21 protein-coding genes, 1 tRNA gene and 3 pseudogenes are annotated in these 19194 nt (G+C 45.5%); 16 read left to right on the forward strand and 9 right to left on the reverse strand.

What is annotated here, in order from left to right; translation table 11 throughout:
- Nucleotides 1–46: 46 nt before the first annotated feature.
- Complete coding sequence (locus ACLJPQ_RS00650) at nt 47–577, forward strand: cytochrome b (protein WP_000929974.1); 531 nt, start codon at nt 47–49, stop codon at nt 575–577.
- Nucleotides 578–659: 82 nt separating this feature from the next.
- On the opposite strand, the gene ACLJPQ_RS00655 is transcribed toward ACLJPQ_RS00650, so the two are convergent.
- The 3 genes and pseudogenes from ACLJPQ_RS00655 to ACLJPQ_RS00665 form a co-directional block, all read right to left on the reverse strand.
- Nucleotides 660–1703: a sialidase family protein gene (locus ACLJPQ_RS00655; protein WP_080184901.1), complete on the reverse strand. Its 1044-nt coding sequence runs from the start codon at nt 1701–1703 to the stop codon at nt 660–662.
- Nucleotides 1704–2041: 338 nt separating this feature from the next.
- Complete coding sequence (locus ACLJPQ_RS00660; RefSeq protein WP_001218118.1) at nt 2042–2509, reverse strand: Hsp20 family protein; 468 nt, start codon at nt 2507–2509, stop codon at nt 2042–2044.
- 152 nt (nt 2510–2661) lie between these two features.
- A pseudogene (locus ACLJPQ_RS00665) lies at nt 2662–2933 on the reverse strand (hypothetical protein).
- A 702-nt stretch (nt 2934–3635) separates the two neighbouring features.
- Here ACLJPQ_RS00665 and ACLJPQ_RS00670 point away from each other — a divergent pair.
- Complete coding sequence (locus tag ACLJPQ_RS00670; RefSeq protein WP_000977728.1) at nt 3636–3980, forward strand: c-type lysozyme inhibitor; 345 nt, start codon at nt 3636–3638, stop codon at nt 3978–3980.
- Nucleotides 3981–4733: 753 nt separating this feature from the next.
- On the opposite strand, the gene ACLJPQ_RS00675 is transcribed toward ACLJPQ_RS00670, so the two are convergent.
- The 3 genes from ACLJPQ_RS00675 to ACLJPQ_RS00685 all read right to left on the reverse strand — a co-directional run bounded on the left by ACLJPQ_RS00675 (nt 4734) and on the right by ACLJPQ_RS00685 (nt 6281).
- A tRNA-Arg gene (locus ACLJPQ_RS00675) sits at nt 4734–4810 on the reverse strand.
- Nucleotides 4811–5215: 405 nt separating this feature from the next.
- Nucleotides 5216–5773 (reverse strand): virulence membrane protein PagC, encoded by a 558-nt coding sequence (gene pagC, locus ACLJPQ_RS00680; protein ID WP_000789472.1) that lies wholly within the window; start codon nt 5771–5773, stop codon nt 5216–5218.
- Between the two features lie 379 nt (nt 5774–6152).
- Entirely contained in the window at nt 6153–6281 is a 129-nt protein-coding gene (locus tag ACLJPQ_RS00685) for a hypothetical protein (RefSeq protein ID WP_023215762.1), read from the reverse strand.
- A 298-nt stretch (nt 6282–6579) separates the two neighbouring features.
- Between ACLJPQ_RS00685 and pagD the strand changes: the two genes are divergently transcribed.
- The 7 genes and pseudogenes from pagD to ACLJPQ_RS00720 all read left to right on the forward strand — a co-directional run.
- Nucleotides 6580–6843, forward strand: coding sequence for a virulence protein PagD (pagD, locus tag ACLJPQ_RS00690; protein WP_024137295.1), 264 nt, complete (start codon nt 6580–6582; stop codon nt 6841–6843).
- A gap of 131 nt (nt 6844–6974) precedes the next feature.
- Nucleotides 6975–7187: a cold shock-like protein CspF gene (cspF, locus tag ACLJPQ_RS00695; RefSeq protein ID WP_001537306.1), complete on the forward strand. Its 213-nt coding sequence runs from the start codon at nt 6975–6977 to the stop codon at nt 7185–7187.
- 414 nt (nt 7188–7601) lie between these two features.
- A complete protein-coding gene (locus ACLJPQ_RS00700) occupies nt 7602–8123 on the forward strand; it encodes an RICIN domain-containing protein (RefSeq protein WP_023195340.1) in 522 nt (173 codons plus the stop codon).
- Nucleotides 8124–8303: 180 nt separating this feature from the next.
- Complete coding sequence (gene msgA / locus ACLJPQ_RS00705; RefSeq protein WP_000497451.1) at nt 8304–8543, forward strand: virulence protein MsgA; 240 nt, start codon at nt 8304–8306, stop codon at nt 8541–8543.
- Nucleotides 8544–9031: 488 nt separating this feature from the next.
- Nucleotides 9032–9820 carry a putative envelope lipoprotein EnvF gene (gene envF, locus ACLJPQ_RS00710; RefSeq protein ID WP_023203476.1) on the forward strand — a complete coding sequence of 263 codons (789 nt, stop codon included), beginning with the start codon at nt 9032–9034 and terminating at the stop codon, nt 9818–9820.
- Nucleotides 9821–10141: 321 nt separating this feature from the next.
- Complete coding sequence (locus ACLJPQ_RS00715; protein WP_080184899.1) at nt 10142–10390, forward strand: hypothetical protein; 249 nt, start codon at nt 10142–10144, stop codon at nt 10388–10390.
- Between the two features lie 119 nt (nt 10391–10509).
- Nucleotides 10510–10602 (forward strand): annotated as a pseudogene (locus ACLJPQ_RS00720) (tail fiber assembly protein); the annotation flags it as partial.
- A 140-nt stretch (nt 10603–10742) separates the two neighbouring features.
- Here ACLJPQ_RS00720 and ACLJPQ_RS00725 read toward each other — a convergent pair.
- On the reverse strand, nt 10743–10967 hold the full coding sequence (locus tag ACLJPQ_RS00725) for a PagK family vesicle-borne virulence factor (RefSeq protein WP_322968085.1): 225 nt from the start codon (nt 10965–10967) through the stop codon (nt 10743–10745).
- Nucleotides 10968–10999: 32 nt separating this feature from the next.
- Here ACLJPQ_RS00725 and ACLJPQ_RS00730 point away from each other — a divergent pair.
- A pseudogene (locus ACLJPQ_RS00730) lies at nt 11000–11179 on the forward strand (hypothetical protein); the annotation flags it as partial.
- A 285-nt stretch (nt 11180–11464) separates the two neighbouring features.
- Here ACLJPQ_RS00730 and sopF read toward each other — a convergent pair.
- Both sopF and icd read right to left on the reverse strand, forming a co-directional pair.
- The gene (sopF, locus tag ACLJPQ_RS00735; RefSeq protein WP_080184898.1) at nt 11465–12589 is read right to left on the reverse strand and encodes a type III secretion system effector SopF; all 1125 of its coding nucleotides are present in this window, start codon (nt 12587–12589) and stop codon (nt 11465–11467) included.
- Between the two features lie 445 nt (nt 12590–13034).
- Complete coding sequence (gene icd, locus ACLJPQ_RS00740; RefSeq protein ID WP_080090903.1) at nt 13035–14285, reverse strand: NADP-dependent isocitrate dehydrogenase; 1251 nt, start codon at nt 14283–14285, stop codon at nt 13035–13037.
- 171 nt (nt 14286–14456) lie between these two features.
- Here icd and rluE point away from each other — a divergent pair, with 171 nt between their 5' ends.
- The 6 genes from rluE to purB all read left to right on the forward strand — a co-directional run bounded on the left by rluE (nt 14457) and on the right by purB (nt 19183).
- The gene (rluE, locus tag ACLJPQ_RS00745) at nt 14457–15122 is read left to right on the forward strand and encodes a 23S rRNA pseudouridine(2457) synthase RluE (RefSeq protein ID WP_001249412.1); all 666 of its coding nucleotides are present in this window, start codon (nt 14457–14459) and stop codon (nt 15120–15122) included.
- Nucleotides 15119–15448: a lysozyme inhibitor LprI family protein gene (locus ACLJPQ_RS00750; RefSeq protein WP_000825956.1), complete on the forward strand. Its 330-nt coding sequence runs from the start codon at nt 15119–15121 to the stop codon at nt 15446–15448. Before rluE ends, ACLJPQ_RS00750 begins: the two co-directional genes overlap by 4 nt.
- Before the next feature lie 11 nt (nt 15449–15459).
- Nucleotides 15460–15921: an NUDIX hydrolase gene (locus ACLJPQ_RS00755; RefSeq protein ID WP_080184897.1), complete on the forward strand. Its 462-nt coding sequence runs from the start codon at nt 15460–15462 to the stop codon at nt 15919–15921.
- A gap of 53 nt (nt 15922–15974) precedes the next feature.
- Entirely contained in the window at nt 15975–17081 is a 1107-nt protein-coding gene (gene mnmA / locus ACLJPQ_RS00760) for a tRNA 2-thiouridine(34) synthase MnmA (protein WP_000004540.1), read from the forward strand.
- A gap of 86 nt (nt 17082–17167) precedes the next feature.
- On the forward strand, nt 17168–17809 hold the full coding sequence (gene hflD / locus ACLJPQ_RS00765) for a high frequency lysogenization protein HflD (RefSeq protein ID WP_001519653.1): 642 nt from the start codon (nt 17168–17170) through the stop codon (nt 17807–17809).
- Nucleotides 17810–17812: 3 nt separating this feature from the next.
- Nucleotides 17813–19183 carry an adenylosuccinate lyase gene (gene purB / locus ACLJPQ_RS00770; RefSeq protein WP_000423763.1) on the forward strand — a complete coding sequence of 457 codons (1371 nt, stop codon included), beginning with the start codon at nt 17813–17815 and terminating at the stop codon, nt 19181–19183.
- Nucleotides 19184–19194 lie beyond the last annotated feature (11 nt).

Raw genomic sequence — 19194 nt, forward strand, 5'->3', positions numbered from 1 at the left:
ATTTTACGCATACCCTACAAGCAGTTGTTAATAAAGGATAATAATAATGGCACATTTCTCAAGACTGCAAATAACGCTTCACTGGTTAACACTGCTCCTGACAGGCATCGCATATGCGGCTATTGAGTTACGGGGGTGGGCGCCAAAAGGCTCCAGCGTTTACCTGTTTATGAAAGACATGCACTATGACATGGGCGTTCTGGTCTGGGCGCTGATGTTTTTACGGTTATATCTTAAACACAAATACCCGGATCCGGTCATTACGCCTCCCCCTCCTCACTGGCAGCACGTAGCCGCTAAATTAATGCATATCGCGCTTTATCTCACTTTTCTCGCCTTACCGCTGCTGGGCGTCGCGATGATGGCATCAGGCGGGAAAAGCTGGAGCTTTTTTGGTTTTACTGTACCGGTATTTTTGACGCCAGATAGCACCCTAAAATCGGATATAAAGCGTATTCATGAAATGCTGGCCAATATCGGCTATTTCCTGATTGCCATGCATGCAGCAGCGGCGTTGTTTCACCATTACATACAAAAAGACGATACATTTTCAAGGATGTTACCCGGTAAATCATGACTATTTCGGCCATCCCGACGTGAGAGAGCACGCCGGGCAAGGCATTATTATTCCAGCGCTATCGGTTTCGACTGATAGCGCCTTATACCGTTTGTAATCGACAATATACGATATTTTTCCGGTTCCACGTGTAGGTGATATGTACGACGCCGCCCTCGCTAATAATAGCGGGATAAGAATACTCACCGTGGTCACTTTCCAGGTCCAGTAGCGGTAGCCATGATTCGCCATTATCCTGGGAAGCAATCAGTGAAAGCGGATAGCGCTTTCCCCAGTTGCCGTTGACCGGATTTAACGCAAGAATCAGCGTACCGTCCTGCATACTAACCAGATCGATACCACTATTATTATTCGGTAAAGATGTCGCGCGGGCAACAGACCAGGTAGCGCCATAGTCGATTGAATCACTGCGAAAAATTGCCCCGCGTGTGCTTCGTAACAACATATGGATATGCCCCGGAGAAGACTCCCACAGCGTAGGCTGAATAACGCCATCCCAGCGCAGGAGGTTTTCCAGACAACATTCCCACAACATCCCCTTTTTTACACCATCCCACAACGCTACGTTTGTCCCGGAAATAGCGTTATCAGGCTCCAGCGGAACAAAAGAGATATTCCAGTGTTTTCCTTCGTCAGAGGATCGATCCACAAATGCCCTCCACCGTTCAGGACTTTCAATCGACCCTGGCGCAATCCAGGCGCCATTTGATGCCAGCAGGAGTTTATTTTTTACGGGACCGCGCGGCAAAATATCATCGTTAACCAACGGAGCTGGCGTACTCCAGGTAAATCCTCGATCGCTGGAGGTGATAAACCAGGTTTTCCACACGTGTACGTCGCTGCCTACTTTATAAAATAACCACAATTTATCCGACGGGTAAAATAACACCGGATTCCAGTGCGCTTCCCCCTCGCGTGCCGCCACTCGCTGCGGTGTTGTCCAGAGATTATGTTCATAGCGAGATAGCCAGATGGCTGTATCTTCGCTTCCTTCGCGCAACCCCGCGAACCATGCGGCCACGAGCGTACCGCACGGTAAGCGAACAAGCGTAGAGGCATGGCACTGGAAGGACTCGGTTCTGCTTTCCGGTAAAATGACCTGCCGATTGACGAGCGCTAATTTCATACCTGCCTCTATTAAATAAGGTAAAAAGCATCAGCTTTTTTACGTATGAAAGTAGTGTTAGCAGAAATAGCATCAACGCGGTGAAAACGATGAACCGCTATACGAATTTATGTTCAGATATCGCGCCCATAACAGGCAGAATGTCAAGAGTGGACAAAAATTGGACTGACCTCGCGGATAATTCCAACTTACCGCCGTCCAATGGCGACGAGGTCAGTGGCACGGGATAATATAGAGGTCAGAGCTATAATATTTAGCGATCTGTGCCTACAAGCATGACGGGATACTTTTCGCTACAGGCAATGAAGGCCCGTCTAAACGGGCCTCTATTAACGCGATTATGATTTGTGTTCAATCGCCTTTGGTTTGCTTTCTATGGCAATTTTTTTCGGTTTCTCGCTTTCAGGGATCTCCTGGTAAATCTCGACCAACAAGAGGCCCTGTTCCAGTTTCGCATTATTCACCTTAGCATGTTCAGGCAAAGAAAAACTCAACTGGAAATCCGCCTTACGAATACCACGATAAATCCAGTGCGTCTGATCCTCTACCGTCTCTTCAGTGTGTTTACCCGTAATATTCAGGTTGCCGCCAACCGTTTCAATTTCAAGCTCTTCCTCTTTCCAGCCAGGAACGCTCACGGTAAGCAGATAGTTATTCGCATCGCGCTTTTGCAGATCGTAAGCTGGCGTCGCAGCGACTGGCGTATCTCCTGTTAATTGACTGAAAAGTCTATCAATACGGTTGAAACGGTCAGAGAAAAGAGAATCAGCAAACACGGGAAGTGCTGACAAGGTTCTGAGTGCCATCATTAACCTCCTGAATCACTATTCAAAAGTTCAACATCAAGGCAAGCATTGCTTGTCCACTGACTACATAGGGACGGAAAAAACATTTTCAAGTCTATAAAAGCCTTTTTTTAGTCACGAATTTAAGTAGTTAACGAAAAGTCTCATCCCGTTCATTGCCATTTCCGCTGTCCCTTCATCTTTACAATTTTCTTCACCACCACAATTGATAATGATTATCAATTGCATTAGTGTATACAGGTTGGTTATGGCAGTGACCAACGCCCTTCTCCATTATCAAACCCAGCGCCGCCTTCGGGCGGCCTTTTGGGAGGAAATATGGTCGCCAAAAATAAAATTCACGGTCGTCGTATTCGTCAGTCTCTGCAACAGTTACATCATCGTTGTCTTTTTCAGCAACTGGCGGTAAGCCCACCAGGAACAAAATATGTTTCAGTCACCGCTGAAACAAAAAACTGGCTTATTCATCTTGTGACTTCAGAGGGCCGCTAGCACGCGGTAGTGACTGTCCATGTTGTCGCTAAAATTTTAATGAAATGACATTTATACACCTACGATTTGCGCCCGGCTACTCCGGGCGCCATACCTGAAGATATGACCCCCGTTGCCAACTGACTGGAATTTTAGCTATCGTCTCCGACGTAGAAAAATTCGATATCTTTATTAAACCATTTATCAATGTTGTGCCACATCAGACAACCGGTCAGAAAACTTGCGATCAATATCCCTCCTATAAGCCACTTTTTCACATATACTCCTGAATAACCCCTGTTGATGCCATTATCTGATCGATAATAAAAAGACCATCATTTGAAGAAATAGTTTCACTGACAGATACCGTATGAAACGAGACAGTGAACAGTACCGTTTTCTTCGATTTTTATGCCATAGTATTGAGCAGTGGTGACAATCATTTTCTATCGCACCATAATGATTTGCAGCCTATAGTTTATGATTTTAAGATTTGTCTACTCATCACATATGCCAGTGATGGATAAATTATAATACGCTTTTCTGGCGCACTTTTCGTCAGTAAACAGGAATACTACAGCATTCATCGTATTGATGCCGCCTTATCTCCCGTTCTTCAGGGAATTAACGACAATTTTATGCACAAAGGATACTAATGATGAAACGTAAATTGATCCCATTTACCCTCTTTCTCGCGACACTTAGCGCCAGTTCCACATCTATAGCAGCTTCGCAGGAGATTTCTAAATCTATATACACCTGTAATGATAACCAGGTTATGGAGGTGATTTACGTCAACACCGAGGCTGGAAACGCCTATGCGATTATCAGTCAGGTAAACGAGATGATCCCGATGCGGTTAATGAAAATGGCCTCCGGAGCAAATTACGAAGCCATAGACAAAAATTATACTTATAAACTTTATACCAAAGGCAAAACGGCTGAACTGGTGGAAGGTGATGATAAACCTGTTCTCAGTAACTGTTCCTTAGCTAACTAACCTTAAGAAATGCCTGAAGGCTCATCAGGCATTTCCACTTCAACCTTTCTGTAACGTAACGTTAAAGAATATGTGAATCACTACCATAGTATAATGGCTAATTAGTAACCACTTTTGAACGTGGTTAATCCTATTTTTAAAGAAAAGTTCGAACTGTCTGAATTGTCGTTGTTGAGTGTTTAAATGTTTTGCTTTATTAAGTGACCCAGGTAGAATTCGCAGCGGCTGGTAACCATTCATATTCGCACTATTGAACGATCACCGGCCAACCGCGCCAGGGTCTTGCATACGCTCTGGCGCGGTTAAATCCCCAGGCCATAAACGAAATCACTGGTTTCTACTATTGATCGTATCTTTCACGTTAACCTGCATTATGCTTGCCCACCTGATGTAAAAATACACCGCTCTGAACCATAGGGTGTGAATTTCATTTTATAAAAATTGCGGTGCCGGGTGCCTCCCGGTGAACCATACCACAGTCAATATGGTTCGCGAGGAACATTAACTATTTGACTGGACGCCCCGCCGCAAAGGGGGATTCACCGCATAAGAAAAATCTACAACTCACAAGTAATAAAAGACAATAACATTTTTGTGCATTTTTTATAAATGACTATCTTGTCACGTAATAAATGAAATTATTCTGTAACAGGATTGCAAGACAATACTTATTCAAAACTGAAGTGGTCAGTGGGAGTCGAACCCACATCATCAGCCTGACACTGAGGTAATAACATTATACGATAACCACATTGGACCGCCACCGAGGCCTCGAACCTCGCACCATCAACTTAGGAGGTTGATGCTCTATCCAGCTGAGCTAGTGGCGGCTGGGGACTTCTGCCAGGCGCAAAAAAGGTGCTCTCCTGGATAAAATACATACCTTGCTACTTTTCAGTAGTCGTTCAACGGCAGGTACAATATGCGAAGGCGGTCACAAAATCTTGATGACATTGTGATTAATTCCAGGAAAATTTTTCAGAGTGAATCTTGTGAGATCTGGCGTTATTTACACCAGATTTTCCTTCCTGCTTATCACCTACCTGAGCAACCTTGATTGCTTACCACAATCCTTTATCTGTGCTTATGCTGGTGAGATGTTATGTACAGCGTCACTATGACGAAGAGAGTATGACGAAGAGAGAAAAGACAGGCAGGTACGTGTCACTGGTAAAGAAGCCCTGTTTTATTGACTGGCGGTGCGGAAGGCGAACCTTCCGCATAGCTTATGCTTTTCAGAAACGGTATCCAACCCCGACGTTGAAGCCGTTTATTTTTGTAGAGGAGATGTTGCTTCCTTCATACCCAACATCAACGACGATATTCTCCAGCGGATTCATCTGTACACCCGCGCCCCAGGCAAATCCCGTTTTCCTTGAGGAAATTTTGTTAGAAAAAGAATCGCCATCCTGAGTGGAATGTTCTTTAAACGTCGCCTTTACCGTGCCGACACCCGCCAGCGCGTATAACGAAAAATTGTCAGACAATCGATAGGCTGGCCCAACCATAAAAGAGCCGTACTTCACCTCAAACTTGTCATGGTAATGAATACCTTCAGGCTCAATAGACCCGGAAGCCTGGCTGTCTCCATATAAGTAACTTAGCGAGGAAATAAAACTTACCGGAGAGTCATCCTCATAACGGTATTTCACATTTACCCCTCGGATATTTTTGAAATCCTGAACTTTACTTTGTGCATACCCCACGGAAAAGGCGTTAGTATCGGCCTGTGCAACATTTACAACCAAAACGCTTGTAGTAATAACTAAAGTGGATAAAATAATATTTTTCATAACAACTCCTTAATACTACTTATTATTTACGGTGTGTTTAAACACCTGCAGTACCGATCCGGCATTCAGTTATCGCCACTATGCCGAATCGACAAAACCACGAATAATTCACCGCTATCGCTCCTGATGTGTTTACTTCCTGAAAGATATTTTTACTACCGAAGCACTCTATCGCTCATTTAGGTAACCGGTTCTACAATGTCATCTAACTTTTATAGATTTGAATGCTAATTTTTCTCACGCATATATATTTAACAGAAACCATAAAGTATTTAGCCACTATAGAACAACAAACTCGCCATACAACCATTTAATATTTAAAGCAAAAACCTCACAACCACATTAAGAAACCTGACGCCGATCGGCTAAAAACATGTCATTAAGCAAACTCGCCATATAACCAGAACATATCGCATTGTGCTTCACAGTCCTCACGTGACGCTCCAGCCGCAATACCGTTATATGCCATCGCTGGCACCGTAATCATATTCACCATGATGCTTAGCACGATTTATTCCCGCTCCGATTTAATCTTTTAATATGTCTATCAGTTACAACATTTCTTGTTATAAGAATAGAATCAACACCACAATTCCAACATAAATATCACCCGTGTTGAGAGAAAATTTACATTCCAGAAAAATAATAACGGACGCAAATATTAAACACTCGATAAAAAAGTCTATTTCGCTATAAAACCCATTATTATTAAGAGTGGTTAACTCTTCGTTGAATAAAAAATGTCAATGACGCTCCATAATTCAGGAGATGAACTTCACAAGTCATTACATATAACAGGAGGTGCTATGAAACATCATGCTTTTATGCTTTGGACATTACTTATTTTTTCATTCCATGTTTTGGCCAGTTCAGACCATTGTTCTGGTTTACAACAGGCATCATGGGAAATTTTTATCTACGATTTTGGTAGTAAAACCCCGCAACCACCTACAAATACCGATAAAAAGCAAGCCAGGCAGATTAGTTCACCTTCCTGCCCGACGACAAAACCCATGATGTCCGCACCAACCAACGACGCCAGGAAAGGGAATACTTTCTCCAGAACATAATGTTATTTATCTACAATGGTGCCGAACGACTACTTTTAGCCATCCGGAAATCTTAATTGCCATCAAATATAGCTGGCATTATTTTTCCTGACGTGTATAGTGCGCCTCGTTATCCCCATTAAGGAATTTGTTTGTCTCGTAAAATGACAGGAATTGTCAAAACCTTTGATTGTAAGAGCGGTAAAGGTCTCATCACCCCCTCCGATGGACGCAAAGATGTTCAGGTCCACATTTCAGCATGTCGCCAACACGAAACAGAAGCGCTTATCCCCGGTATACGCGTTGAGTTTTGTCGTATTAATGGCCTCCGCGGACCTACCGCCGCCAACGTTTATCTTTCATAATTCGTCACTCGGCATTTTTTCAGAAAAATTTAGCGAGCCCGTATACCTCCGCAGTCTGCTATGAGGCTTTGCCTGAAAGGCTGCAGAATGTTTTCAGTGGCGAAGATCTAAAGGATTTATTTTGCTAATGACTCCTGTGAGCTCTTTTATCATATATCGGGTGTCCCCCCTTCTCACTTTGTTTAACGTGAAGAAATGTACAGCCGTTTTTCACTGTGATAGCATCTAATATTGCAAAAGTATTTAACGCTATATACCCATCGTCACAGGAGTGGCTGGCTGCGCGCATTTAACCGAAGTATTTATGTGATTCTATCGGAATTATCTCTATTGCCGCTCAATGCTACGTCATATTCAGTGGGTATAAATCGCCAATATAGTTGTAACGCTATTTATTTTTAGGGTAATAATTGAATGACTTTGCTTTCAGGAAAAACCACACTGGTTCTCTGCCTCTCCTCTATTTTATGTGGATGTACGACGAACGGCTTACCCGCACCTTATAGTATTAATTTGTCGTTCCCGGTCATTACACAAAACCAAATTAATTCCGGTGGTTATTACATAAATGACGCGGAACAAATTCGGACAACTGATGGTCTGTGCCTTGATGCAGGCCCAGATCAACAGAATCGTTTGACGCTGCGGGAGTGTAAGCATGTGCAATCTCAGCTTTTCTCATTTCACCGAGATAGAATCACGCAGGGTGAGAAATGTCTGGATGCCGCAGGACAAGGTACAAAAGAAGGCACACCAATCATTCTTTATTCATGCACGGGTAATGATAACCAGCGCTGGCTCACTGATGATAACAAAATTAAGGGGAAACAGAGCCGAAAATGCCTGGGCACAAATAGCATTATTGTCAGAAAAGGCGACCCTGTTGTGTTGGCCGATTGCGATTTTAGTCGCGCCCTGGAATTTACCATCAGGTAGCAGGACACCGCTGTGAAGAGAGAGCCGCTAACCTCATGACACGACAACAGGTTAGCGACCTTTACTTCCACGTGCGGTCACGTCCGCAACGTCAGGATGACAAAACGGCGGCTAAACCTTGACACCAGTTATATACCCAGCTTAAATACTGGTCATCCAACCAGTAAAAAGGAAATGGCGATGTTCGTCGAACTCGTTTATGACAAGCGAAATGTTGAAGGTTTGCCAGGCGCACGCGAAATCATCCTCAATGAACTCACAAAACGCGTACATCAACTTTTTCCCGACGCGCAAGTGAAAGTTAAGCCAATGCAGGCGAACGCATTAAACAGTGACTGTACAAAAACCGAGAAAGAACGGCTGCACCGTATGCTGGAAGAGATGTTTGAAGAGGCTGATATGTGGCTGGTCGCCGAATAACGTCCCCTCCTGCGAAAGCGACATGTCCGATCGAAAACAGCGCCCTGAGGCGCTGTCTGTGACGATATAACGCAAACGCCACCACTCAGAACATGTTGTTGTTGATATCTCAGACCGGTATGTGGAACCGACATTCATCGCTTCACTGGCCTGTCGGTATGAATAGCCCTTATCAACAATCAGCTATGCGCATTCCAGCCTGAACTCTGAAAGTACGTTTGGTTTTTTTGTTTATTAAGAGGCTATCCCATTAGACTCTTTTATTCGCCAAACTGGCTTTAACGATTACGCCTACTGGGATAGGTTCTAAACTTATCATCAATACGTAAAATACCTATTTACGAACAAAAAGTAACAGGTAAAAATCCGAAATAAAACCAGCATAACTAAAACTTACTGCAGATATGCACACGCATTATTACTATGTTTCCAGGATAGTCTCGACCAGTCAAGGCATCTATTTTATATAAAAAAGGGAAATACTTCACATGAATAAGATACATGTTACATATAAAAATCTCTTACTTCCGATTACCTTCATCGCGGCAACTCTAATTAGCGCCTGTGATAACGATAAAGATGCCATGGCGGAAGCTGAAAAAAATCAAGAGAAATACATGCAAGAAATCCAGCAAAAAGAGCACCAGCAATCAATGTTCTTTTACGACAAATCCGAAATGCAAAAAGCTATTGCCAATATCAACGCAAAAGGTGGAGCCAATCTTGCGATTATTGAAGTCCGTTTCTTCAAGGGCGGGTATTCATTCATTCGACAGAGCGTTAACACCCCTGCTAAAGTAGAGATGTTTAAATTTAACAACGGCTACTGGGGGGGACCTTCGCCTGTCAACTTAACCATCTTTGGCACTATAACAGAGGAGCAAAAACAAGAAGCACTAAAAGAGGCTTTATTCAAATTCGACTCGATCAATTTCAGCATTATACCAGAGCGTATTCAGGAAACAATTAAACGCGCTAACGCCAGTGGCATCATTTCCGTTACGGAAGATAGCGATATCGTTGTACGAGCAGAGATAGCTCATAATGGCGAATTCGTCTATGACATTACCATCACTGCTAAAAATACAGCACGTGCGGTAATGACCTTAAATAAGGATGGTTCTATTGCCGGATATGAGATCAAAGAACCTTTCGACCCAAAAAAAGAAGCCGAAAAAGCACAGCAACTTGTTGAACAATCGAGAAAAGACATTGAAAGTCAGCGTAAAAAAGCAGCTGAAAAGATGAACGAAATACAGCAGACATTTAAAAAATAGTAGGCGATACAAACATTGATAAAAATCATAGCGCGAAAGAACACGTGCCAGGTACTAAAGCACTGCCTGAAGACAGCGAATCGCCATTTCATTCTCTGACACTGTAATTTTTCGTACTCAAAATGTTTATTTATTGAGCCTTTTGTGGATAAACAGGTGAAGTTATGTGACGCCAGGAACCAGGTCCAGCGGGCGTACTTGTTGGAGCCAGTGTGAAGCCGGGCAGCGCGCAGAAACCGGAGCGTACACGTTGTACGTGAGAATTTCGATCACTGCCCGACCTAAAAATGGCGAATAAGATAGATATTTTAAAGAGGTAATATGAAGAATTTTTTCAAAATAATTACTGATTTCATCGCGAATATTTCCCTTGATCTATTTGCTATATTTTTATGCATGCTATTCGTATACAAAACAGGACCATCAATTGGTGTGATGTCATTTTTTATTGCATTAATTATGTATATCATTCTTCATTTTATTTTTTACTCATTTCGTGAAAAAATCATAAAAAAATATTCAAATAAGTATTTAAAATTACTGTTTTTAGCTACAAATTCAGCGCAATAAAACAGAGCAACTTAAAAACAAAAAATTAGATGTAGCGAGGTGGAAGAGGACTGCCATGTACTGGACCATGCGACAGGTCGGGAGAGGAACGTACGGGAAAGAGCGCAATACTGTCATTGATGGCAACAGATGATGAGCGACGAATGGAAAAATACAGGGTGTTGGTAAACCGTGTGGACACATCAAAACCTGACTGGCCTGACAGGCCTGTAAGCCAGCAATATAACGTTGTGAAAAATCAGGCTGGCGTTAATAAAACACACCAGCCTGAGGTAATATTCAGTTCAGGATGAGCTGATGAAACATAATAGCCTGATATACCCTCAATCCTGATATGGTTTTCTGTAAAAAACTAACAACCACAAATATCACACCACCCCGGTGGCGTCAGCTCACCTGCTGGATAATGGTCACACCAGCCTGGGCGAATAAATGCTTCGGGGCCTGACTGCCAGCCACGGGAGGCGTGTTTTGTATTATCTGGTGGGGGTTTTGAATCACTGGCAGCCATCGCCGACGCCGAAAAGGCTGTAGCCGACAACACCAGAAGCAATGGGAAAAATACACGATGTCTCATAATATCACCCGTAAATATTAAGATTATCCTTGCTGTTAACTTCCCTCACTTTCAGCATAACTCATGCTTCATCATCATTGAATAAACAATTAAGTTTGTTGAACGAAAATTTACTTAAAGAAAAAATAATAAGCCTTAATATTTTTTGCAGTATTTCAACTTATAGCAGAATAAATGTGCGTAGATGGCGTAAAAACCTGATGAGCAGGAATATCGATAGCCAGTAAATCACTCCTGTGGTAATGCTGGACACCTGATGACTGTTAAGGTCGCTTCATCTGTAGCGCCGGTGAATTCCAGCGATTTAAGTGAAAAGTAGCCAGCAGGCGCCTCTGCTGGTCCATGTTCCTCTATTTTTCAGGCCATACTGAGGTGCCACACAGGTATCTGCCAGAGCGGTCCTGCTATAATAAATATAAAAGCAGTTACTGCCTACCTCAAGAAGTATGTGCTCATGATCATTTAAAGCTCTTTTAAAGAGACTGATAATAAGCTTGTCAATATAATATTATGCAGTCTCTATTAAGCGCCTGGTTTATTTGTTTTGCATAATCATATAGTTGACTTTCCGAGTAAGAGTTTTCTTGCAAAGACAAATAAACGTGCTTTATATCTCTGAATAAACATACATCACCATGAATATGAGCCTCTATATAATTCCCTTCATAGCCTGTACCATAATTAGAATGAGCTAAAAATTTTTCGCCCTTAGCCATTTTAACCAAACTCTTAAAGCAATTATAACCAAAAAAATCATTTTGACAGGATGCAATCAGGTTCTCCATATGGCAAAATGTAGATAATTTACTCGTATCCAGGCCAAATCTGTGGCCGTAGATATCAAAAGGTGAGAATGTACAATTTGTTTTTACATTATCATTTAATTCAAAAAATGATTTCCCATAGGCGCTGGCACCTCCATTTTCACCGTTCAGAAAGTCCAGTGCAGCATAAATTGGTCTGCTTGTAGGGCTAAAAATTCTACTGTTGGGAGTATATGCTACGGAAAAACCGCCTGTCTGACCATATGGGGCATAAGGTGAATCTGCAAGCTTCTCCAGTTCAAATGCTTTAGTTTCAACTGAATCACGTCCGACATTATAAGCGGGTAAATCGCCTGGTCTGCAACCTAATGCATAAGAGTTCAGATATTCTTTATTTTTTAAGAGAGAGACAAAGTCAATTTTGGCTGCATTAAAATTTATTGTCAGCCGGGCATTTTGTAAAACATCCACCATCTTATTTAGCAAGAGAGCGCAATCTATTTCGGCACCACACTCACGGCTTATCCGCCTGAGCGCTTTTTCTCTTATTATGTCAGCGTCGCGCTGACACCTGGAATGAATATGCGCAAGTACTTGTTTTCCAAAAAGGCGACCATACACCTTTTTACGCTCTTCATTGCTGAGACCGCAAAACACTTCGTCAAAAGAAAGCTTGTACGCTGCGCTTACAGAACCGCTCACCGCTCTGCTTTCTGGAAATGGTGGAACATCTTCAACAACATTTTTAACTTGCTGAATATCTGAAGACAGAGGAGTACGTCCGACATTTTTTTCCTTATCTGTTTCCAGATATTCCGGAACCTTTACACTTCCACTATAGCAGATAGGTTTGAGCATATGACTCCTGAATTTTTACGACTAATAGTATTCACTTTCGCTGACGTATTCTTTACCAGGCTGATATTTCAACACCTCTTAACAGTCTTGTAGAAGTGCAAATAAAGACACTAATAATTTCATAAAATGCTTAATCTACCTACTATTGCAGGCAATAAATCATCACCTTTTATTGAAATAATCCCCTGATAATAAAAACAAATCTGGTAAGGCACTTTCAAAAAATAGCCAAACCACACATCATAAAGAAAACCACCACAATCAAAATCGGTAACTATCAGCTTTCAGGGGGTCTCAGGTTATCATGACGATCGGGGTAAAGGATGGATTACTATTGCGGTCAGAATTGAGGGAGTTTTGATAAATTTTTTTGATAACCGTTCGAATGCTAATAATAAAAACGGGGACGTTAAGTCCCCGTTTTTGTTTTTAACAATTATCGTTATTACATATTTGCGATAATCGCGTCGCCAAACTCACTACATTTCAGCAGCTTAGCGCCGTCCATCAGACGTTCGAAGTCATAGGTCACGGTCTTCGCGGCAATCGCGCCTTCCATACCTTTAACAATCAGGTCTGCGGCTTCGAACCACTGCATGTGGCGCAGCATCATCTCCGCAGACAGAATAATGGAGCCTGGGTTGACTTTATCCTGGCCCGCATATTTCGGCGCAGTCCCGTGAGTCGCTTCAAACAACGCGCATTCGTCGCCGATATTCGCACCCGGTGCAATACCGATACCGCCAACCTGAGCCGCCAGGGCATCGGAAATATAGTCACCGTTCAGGTTCATACAGGCGATAACGTCGTATTCCGCCGGACGCAACAGGATCTGTTGCAGGAACGCATCGGCGATAACGTCTTTAATCACGATCTCTTTACCCGTGTTCGGGTTCTTAATTTTCAGCCACGGACCGCCGTCAATAAGCTCACCGCCGAACTCGTCGCGCGCCAACTGGTAGCCCCAGTCTTTAAACGCGCCTTCGGTGAACTTCATGATATTGCCTTTATGTACCAGCGTAACGGAATCGCGATCGTTGGTAATAGCGTATTCAATCGCCGCGCGAACCAGACGTTTAGTGCCTTCTTCAGAACACGGTTTGATACCGATACCGCAGTGCTCCGGGAAGCGAATTTTCTTCACGCCCATCTCTTCGCGCAGGAACTTGATCACTTTCTCAGCGTCTGCAGAGTCAGCTTTCCATTCAATTCCGGCGTAGATGTCTTCAGAGTTTTCACGGAAGATGACCATATCGGTCAGCTCCGGATGTTTCACCGGACTTGGCGTGCCCTGATAGTAACGAACGGGACGCAGACAAACGTACAGGTCAAGCTCCTGACGCAGGGCAACGTTCAGAGAGCGGATACCGCCGCCAACCGGCGTGGTCAACGGACCTTTAATCGCTACGCGGTAATCACGAATTAAATCAAGGGTTTCAGCGGGAAGCCAGACATCCTGGCCGTAAACCTGTGTGGATTTTTCTCCGGTGTAAATTTCCATCCAGGAAATTTTACGCTCGCCTTTATAGGCTTTCTCGACGGCGGCATCGACCACTTTAAGCATGGCTGGAGTGACATCAACACCGATACCATCGCCTTCAATAAACGGGATAATCGGATTCTCAGGAACGTTGAGTTTGCCGTTTTGCAGGGTGATCTTCTTACCTTCCACCGGAACAACTACTTTGCTTTCCATTCACCTCTCCTTCGAGCGCTTCTGGTTTGCTCGTCTGTCATCGCGCTGCATGTGCAATGGCGTCCTGCTGCACGACTGCGTTAGAGCAATTTTTTGTTAATGTTTTGTAATGAGCATGTCAATACTACCCTATTGTTTGCCGCCATGAAAGACACTCATTATTGCGCTATAATGCGGCAATTAATAAGTTCTGAAAACACCATGCAAAAAACTTCTTTTAGAAATCACTACGTTAAGCGATTCAGCTCACGACAAGCATCTAAATCACGGAAAGAAAACCAGCCAAAACGCGTGGTTTTGTTCAATAAACCTTACGATGTGTTGCCGCAGTTCACGGATGAAGCAGGTCGCCGCACGTTAAAAGATTTTATTCCTGTGCAAGGCGTTTATGCCGCAGGCCGCCTGGACCGCGACAGCGAAGGGCTTTTGGTGCTGACTAATGACGGCGCGCTGCAGGCGCGCCTCACGCAACCGGGCAAACGCACCGGCAAGATTTACTATGTTCAGGTAGAAGGTATCCCGGATAATGCAGCGCTGCAGGCGCTTCGTACTGGCGTCACGCTCAACGATGGCCCTACCCTGCCCGCCGGTATTGAGATTGTCGCGGAGCCTGACTGGCTGTGGCCGCGCACCCCGCCGATTCGCGAACGGAAGAATATTCCCACCAGTTGGCTAAAAGTCACCTTATATGAAGGCCGCAACCGCCAGGTAAGACGCATGACAGCGCATGTCGGTCATCCCACTCTACGATTAATTCGTTACAGCATGGGCGACTACACGCTCAACGGCCTCGATAATGGACAGTGGCGCGAGATCGCACAGGAGAAAGACAGATGAAACGGCTTCTCATTGCTTTTGCTTTATTAACACCGTTATCCGTTAATGCGGCCAGCTTCGACTGCCAGAAAGCGCAGGCTGCGGATGAAAAGGCTATCTGCGCGCACCTGACGCTGAATGATAAAGACGTGGAAATGCACACCAAATATCAGTTTCTGAAAGGGTTGTTCGCGATGGGCAGTCGCGGCGCCCTGCAGGACGCCCAGCAGAGCTGGCTTAAACAGCGTCAGCAGTGCAAGGCCGACGTCACCTGCCTGACAAAAGCTTATAACGAGCGTCTGAAACAGCTTGACGCGATCTATGACCACATTGATAAACCGCTTTAATAAGGATGCCTATGTTCAAGCCGCACGTGACCGTTGCCTGCATCGTACATGCCGAAGATAAATTTCTGGTGGTGGAAGAGACCATCAACGGTAAATCGTTATGGAATCAACCTGCCGGACACCTGGAGGCAGATGAAACGCTGGCGCAGGCCGCCGCGCGTGAACTGAGGGAAGAGACTGGCATCACGGCGCAACCACAGTATTTTATCCGTATGCATCAGTGGATTGCGCCGGATAAGACCCCGTTCCTGCGCTTTTTATTCGCTATCAAGCTTGATCATATTTGCGCGACCGAACCCCATGACAATGACATCGATTGCTGCCGTTGGGTGAGCGCCGACGAGATTCTGAACGCGCCGAATTTACGTTCTCCGCTGGTGGCTGAAAGCATTCGCAGTTATCAAACGGGACAACGTTACCCCTTATCTATAGTGGGCGAATTTAACTGGCCGTTTACAGAGGGTGTCAAGTAAAGGGCTGCGTGGTAGAATACGCCGCCTTGAAGTTCAATGTCGCGAGTATTCCAATGTCAGAAAGCCCAAAAAAAGTGATCGTCGGCATGTCCGGCGGTGTCGATTCCTCCGTTTCCGCCTGGCTGTTGCAACAACAGGGTTATCAGGTAGAAGGCCTGTTCATGAAGAACTGGGAAGAGGACGATGGTGAGGAATACTGTACCGCAGCAGCCGATCTGGCTGACGCGCAGGCCGTGTGCGATAAGCTTGGCATTGAACTGCATACCGTTAATTTTGCCGCAGAATATTGGGATAACGTCTTTGAACTGTTCCTTGAAGAGTACAAAGCAGGCCGTACGCCGAACCCGGATATTCTGTGCAATAAAGAGATCAAATTTAAAGCCTTCCTTGAATTTGCCGCAGAAGATTTAGGCGCCGACTATATCGCCACCGGTCACTACGTCCGCCGCGCGGATGTAAACGGCAAAAGCCGGTTGTTGCGCGGGCTCGACGGCAACAAAGATCAGAGCTACTTCCTCTACACACTTGGCCATGAGCAGATTGCGCAAAGTCTGTTCCCGGTTGGCGAGCTGGAAAAACCGCAGGTGCGTAAAATCGCCGAAGATCTGGGGCTGGTAACCGCAAAGAAAAAAGATTCTACCGGTATCTGCTTTATCGGCGAGCGCAAATTCCGCGACTTTTTAGGGCGCTATCTGCCTGCGCAGCCGGGGAAAATCATTACCGTTGACGGCGATGAAATCGGCGAGCATCAGGGTCTGATGTATCATACGCTCGGTCAGCGTAAAGGGCTGGGAATCGGCGGCACCAAAGACGGTAGCGAAGACCCCTGGTATGTGGTGGATAAAGACGTTGAAAACAATGTGTTAATTGTCGCCCAGGGGCATGAGCACCCACGTCTGATGTCGGTAGGCCTCATCGCCCAGCAGCTACATTGGGTCGATCGCGAACCGTTCACCGGCACCCTGCGCTGTACGGTAAAAACCCGCTACCGCCAGACCGATATTCCGTGCACGATTAACGCGCTGGATGACGATCGTATCGAGGTCATTTTTGACGAGCCGGTTGCCGCCGTTACGCCGGGCCAGTCCGCTGTCTTTTACAGCGGCGAAGTCTGCCTGGGCGGCGGCATTATCGAGCAGCGACTGCCGCTGACGGTCTGATTATTCAATACACAACACCATTCAAGTCGCCTCAAAGCGGCTTAAAAGATGAAGTGTATTTTATTTGATACAAGGAAGCAGTGATTGTGGCAAAGAATTATTATGACATCACCCTCGCGCTGTCTGGCATTTGCCAGTCGGCACGCCTGGTGCAACAACTGGCGCACCAGGGGCACTGTGATGCCGACGCGTTGCACGTTTCACTCAACAGTGTCATTGATATGAATCCCAGTTCTACTCTGGGCGTGTTCGGCGGCAGCGAAGCTAACCTGCGTCTTGGTCTGGAAACACTGCTCGGCGTGCTGAATGCCAGCAGCCGACAGGGACTTAACGCCGAACTGACGCGTTATACGCTTAGCCTGATGGTGCTGGAGCGCAAGCTGTCATCCGCCAAAGGCGCATTGAATACGTTAGGCGATCGCATTAACGGCCTGCAGCGCCAGCTTGATCATTTTGATTTACAGTCAGACACGTTAATGAGCGCCATGGCGGGCATCTACGTGGATGTGATTAGCCCATTGGGCCCGCGCATTCAGGTGACGGGCTCCCCGGCCGTTCTGCAAAGTCCGCAGGTGCAGGCCAAAGTCCGCGCCTCGCTACTGGCAGGCATCCGTGCAGCCGTGCTCTGGCATCAGGTAGGCGGTGGTCGCCTACAGCTTATGTTTTCTCGTCATCGCCTGACGACTCAGGCAAAACAAATTCTTGCTCATTTAACCCCGGAGTTATGATCTATGGAATTATCCTCACTGACCGCCGTTTCCCCTGTCGATGGACGCTACGGCGATAAAGTCAGCGCGCTGCGCGGAATTTTTAGCGAATACGGTTTGCTGAAATTTCGTGTACAAGTCGAAGTACGTTGGCTGCAGAAATTAGCCGCGCACGCAGCGATCAAGGAAGTTCCTGCTTTTGCTGCCGACGCAAACGGTTACCTGGATACGCTTGTGGCAAACTTCAATGAAGAAGATGCCGCGCGCATTAAAACCATTGAGCGCACCACGAATCACGATGTGAAAGCGGTTGAGTATTTTCTGAAAGAAAAAGTCGCCGCGATCCCAGCGCTACATGACGTTTCCGAGTTTATCCACTTTGCCTGCACTTCTGAGGACATTAACAACCTGTCGCACGCGTTAATGCTCAAAACCGCGCGCGATGAAGTGATCCTGCCTTACTGGCGTCAGGTGATTAACGCGGTTAAAGATCTCGCCACGCAGTATCGCGATATTCCTCTGCTCTCCCGCACCCACGGCCAGCCGGCAACGCCTTCCACTCTGGGTAAAGAGATGGCGAACGTGGCGTATCGAATGGAGCGTCAGTTCCGCCAGCTCAACCAGGTGGAGATCCTCGGTAAAATTAACGGCGCCGTAGGCAACTATAACGCGCATATCGCCGCCTATCCGGAAGTTGACTGGCATCAGTTCAGCGAAGAGTTCGTCACCTCGCTGGGCATCCAGTGGAACCCTTACACCACCCAGATTGAACCACATGATTATATTGCGGAACTGTTTGACTGTATCGCGCGCTTTAACACCATCCTGATCGATTTCGATCGCGATGTCTGGGGCTATATTGCGTTGAACCATTTCAAACAGAAAACCATCGCCGGGGAGATCGGTTCTTCTACTATGCCGCATAAAGTTAACCCCATTGACTTTGAAAACTCAGAAGGCAACCTCGGTCTGTCTAATGCAGTGTTGCACCATCTGGCAAACAAACTGCCGGTTTCCCGCTGGCAGCGCGATCTGACCGACTCAACCGTCCTGCGTAACCTGGGTGTCGGCATCGGCTATGCGCTTATCGCTTATCAGTCCACCCTGAAGGGCGTCAGCAAGCTGGAAGTAAACCGCGATCATCTGCTTGACGAACTGGATCACAACTGGGAAGTATTAGCTGAACCGATCCAGACCGTCATGCGCCGCTATGGTATTGAAAAACCATATGAAAAACTGAAAGAGTTGACCCGTGGCAAGCGTGTTGATGCCGAAGGAATGAAACAGTTTATTGATAGTCTGGCCCTGCCGGAAGCAGAAAAAACGCGCCTTAAAGCCATGACGCCGGCAAATTATATCGGTCGCGCTGTGACTCTGGTCGACGAACTTAAATAATGTCTGCCTCA

The sequence above is a fragment of the Salmonella sp. SAL04213 genome (genome assembly GCF_046550535.1).
Taxonomy (GTDB): Bacteria; Pseudomonadota; Gammaproteobacteria; order Enterobacterales; family Enterobacteriaceae; genus Salmonella; species Salmonella enterica.

Coding starts and splice junctions, on each gene's coding strand:
- ACLJPQ_RS00650 (WP_000929974.1), top strand. CDS start 47: ATGGCACATTTCTCAAGACTGCAAATAACGCTTCACTGGTTAACACTG.
- ACLJPQ_RS00655 (WP_080184901.1), bottom strand. CDS start 1,703: ATGAAATTAGCGCTCGTCAATCGGCAGGTCATTTTACCGGAAAGCAGA.
- ACLJPQ_RS00660 (WP_001218118.1), bottom strand. CDS start 2,509: ATGGCACTCAGAACCTTGTCAGCACTTCCCGTGTTTGCTGATTCTCTT.
- ACLJPQ_RS00670 (WP_000977728.1), top strand. CDS start 3,636: ATGATGAAACGTAAATTGATCCCATTTACCCTCTTTCTCGCGACACTT.
- pagC (WP_000789472.1), bottom strand. CDS start 5,773: ATGAAAAATATTATTTTATCCACTTTAGTTATTACTACAAGCGTTTTG.
- pagD (WP_024137295.1), top strand. CDS start 6,580: ATGAAACATCATGCTTTTATGCTTTGGACATTACTTATTTTTTCATTC.
- ACLJPQ_RS00700 (WP_023195340.1), top strand. CDS start 7,602: ATGACTTTGCTTTCAGGAAAAACCACACTGGTTCTCTGCCTCTCCTCT.
- msgA (WP_000497451.1), top strand. CDS start 8,304: ATGTTCGTCGAACTCGTTTATGACAAGCGAAATGTTGAAGGTTTGCCA.
- envF (WP_023203476.1), top strand. CDS start 9,032: ATGAATAAGATACATGTTACATATAAAAATCTCTTACTTCCGATTACC.
- ACLJPQ_RS00715 (WP_080184899.1), top strand. CDS start 10,142: ATGAAGAATTTTTTCAAAATAATTACTGATTTCATCGCGAATATTTCC.
- ACLJPQ_RS00725 (WP_322968085.1), bottom strand. CDS start 10,967: ATGAGACATCGTGTATTTTTCCCATTGCTTCTGGTGTTGTCGGCTACA.
- sopF (WP_080184898.1), bottom strand. CDS start 12,589: ATGCTCAAACCTATCTGCTATAGTGGAAGTGTAAAGGTTCCGGAATAT.
- icd (WP_080090903.1), bottom strand. CDS start 14,285: ATGGAAAGCAAAGTAGTTGTTCCGGTGGAAGGTAAGAAGATCACCCTG.
- rluE (WP_001249412.1), top strand. CDS start 14,457: ATGCGGCAATTAATAAGTTCTGAAAACACCATGCAAAAAACTTCTTTT.
- ACLJPQ_RS00750 (WP_000825956.1), top strand. CDS start 15,119: ATGAAACGGCTTCTCATTGCTTTTGCTTTATTAACACCGTTATCCGTT.
- ACLJPQ_RS00755 (WP_080184897.1), top strand. CDS start 15,460: ATGTTCAAGCCGCACGTGACCGTTGCCTGCATCGTACATGCCGAAGAT.
- mnmA (WP_000004540.1), top strand. CDS start 15,975: ATGTCAGAAAGCCCAAAAAAAGTGATCGTCGGCATGTCCGGCGGTGTC.
- purB (WP_000423763.1), top strand. CDS start 17,813: ATGGAATTATCCTCACTGACCGCCGTTTCCCCTGTCGATGGACGCTAC.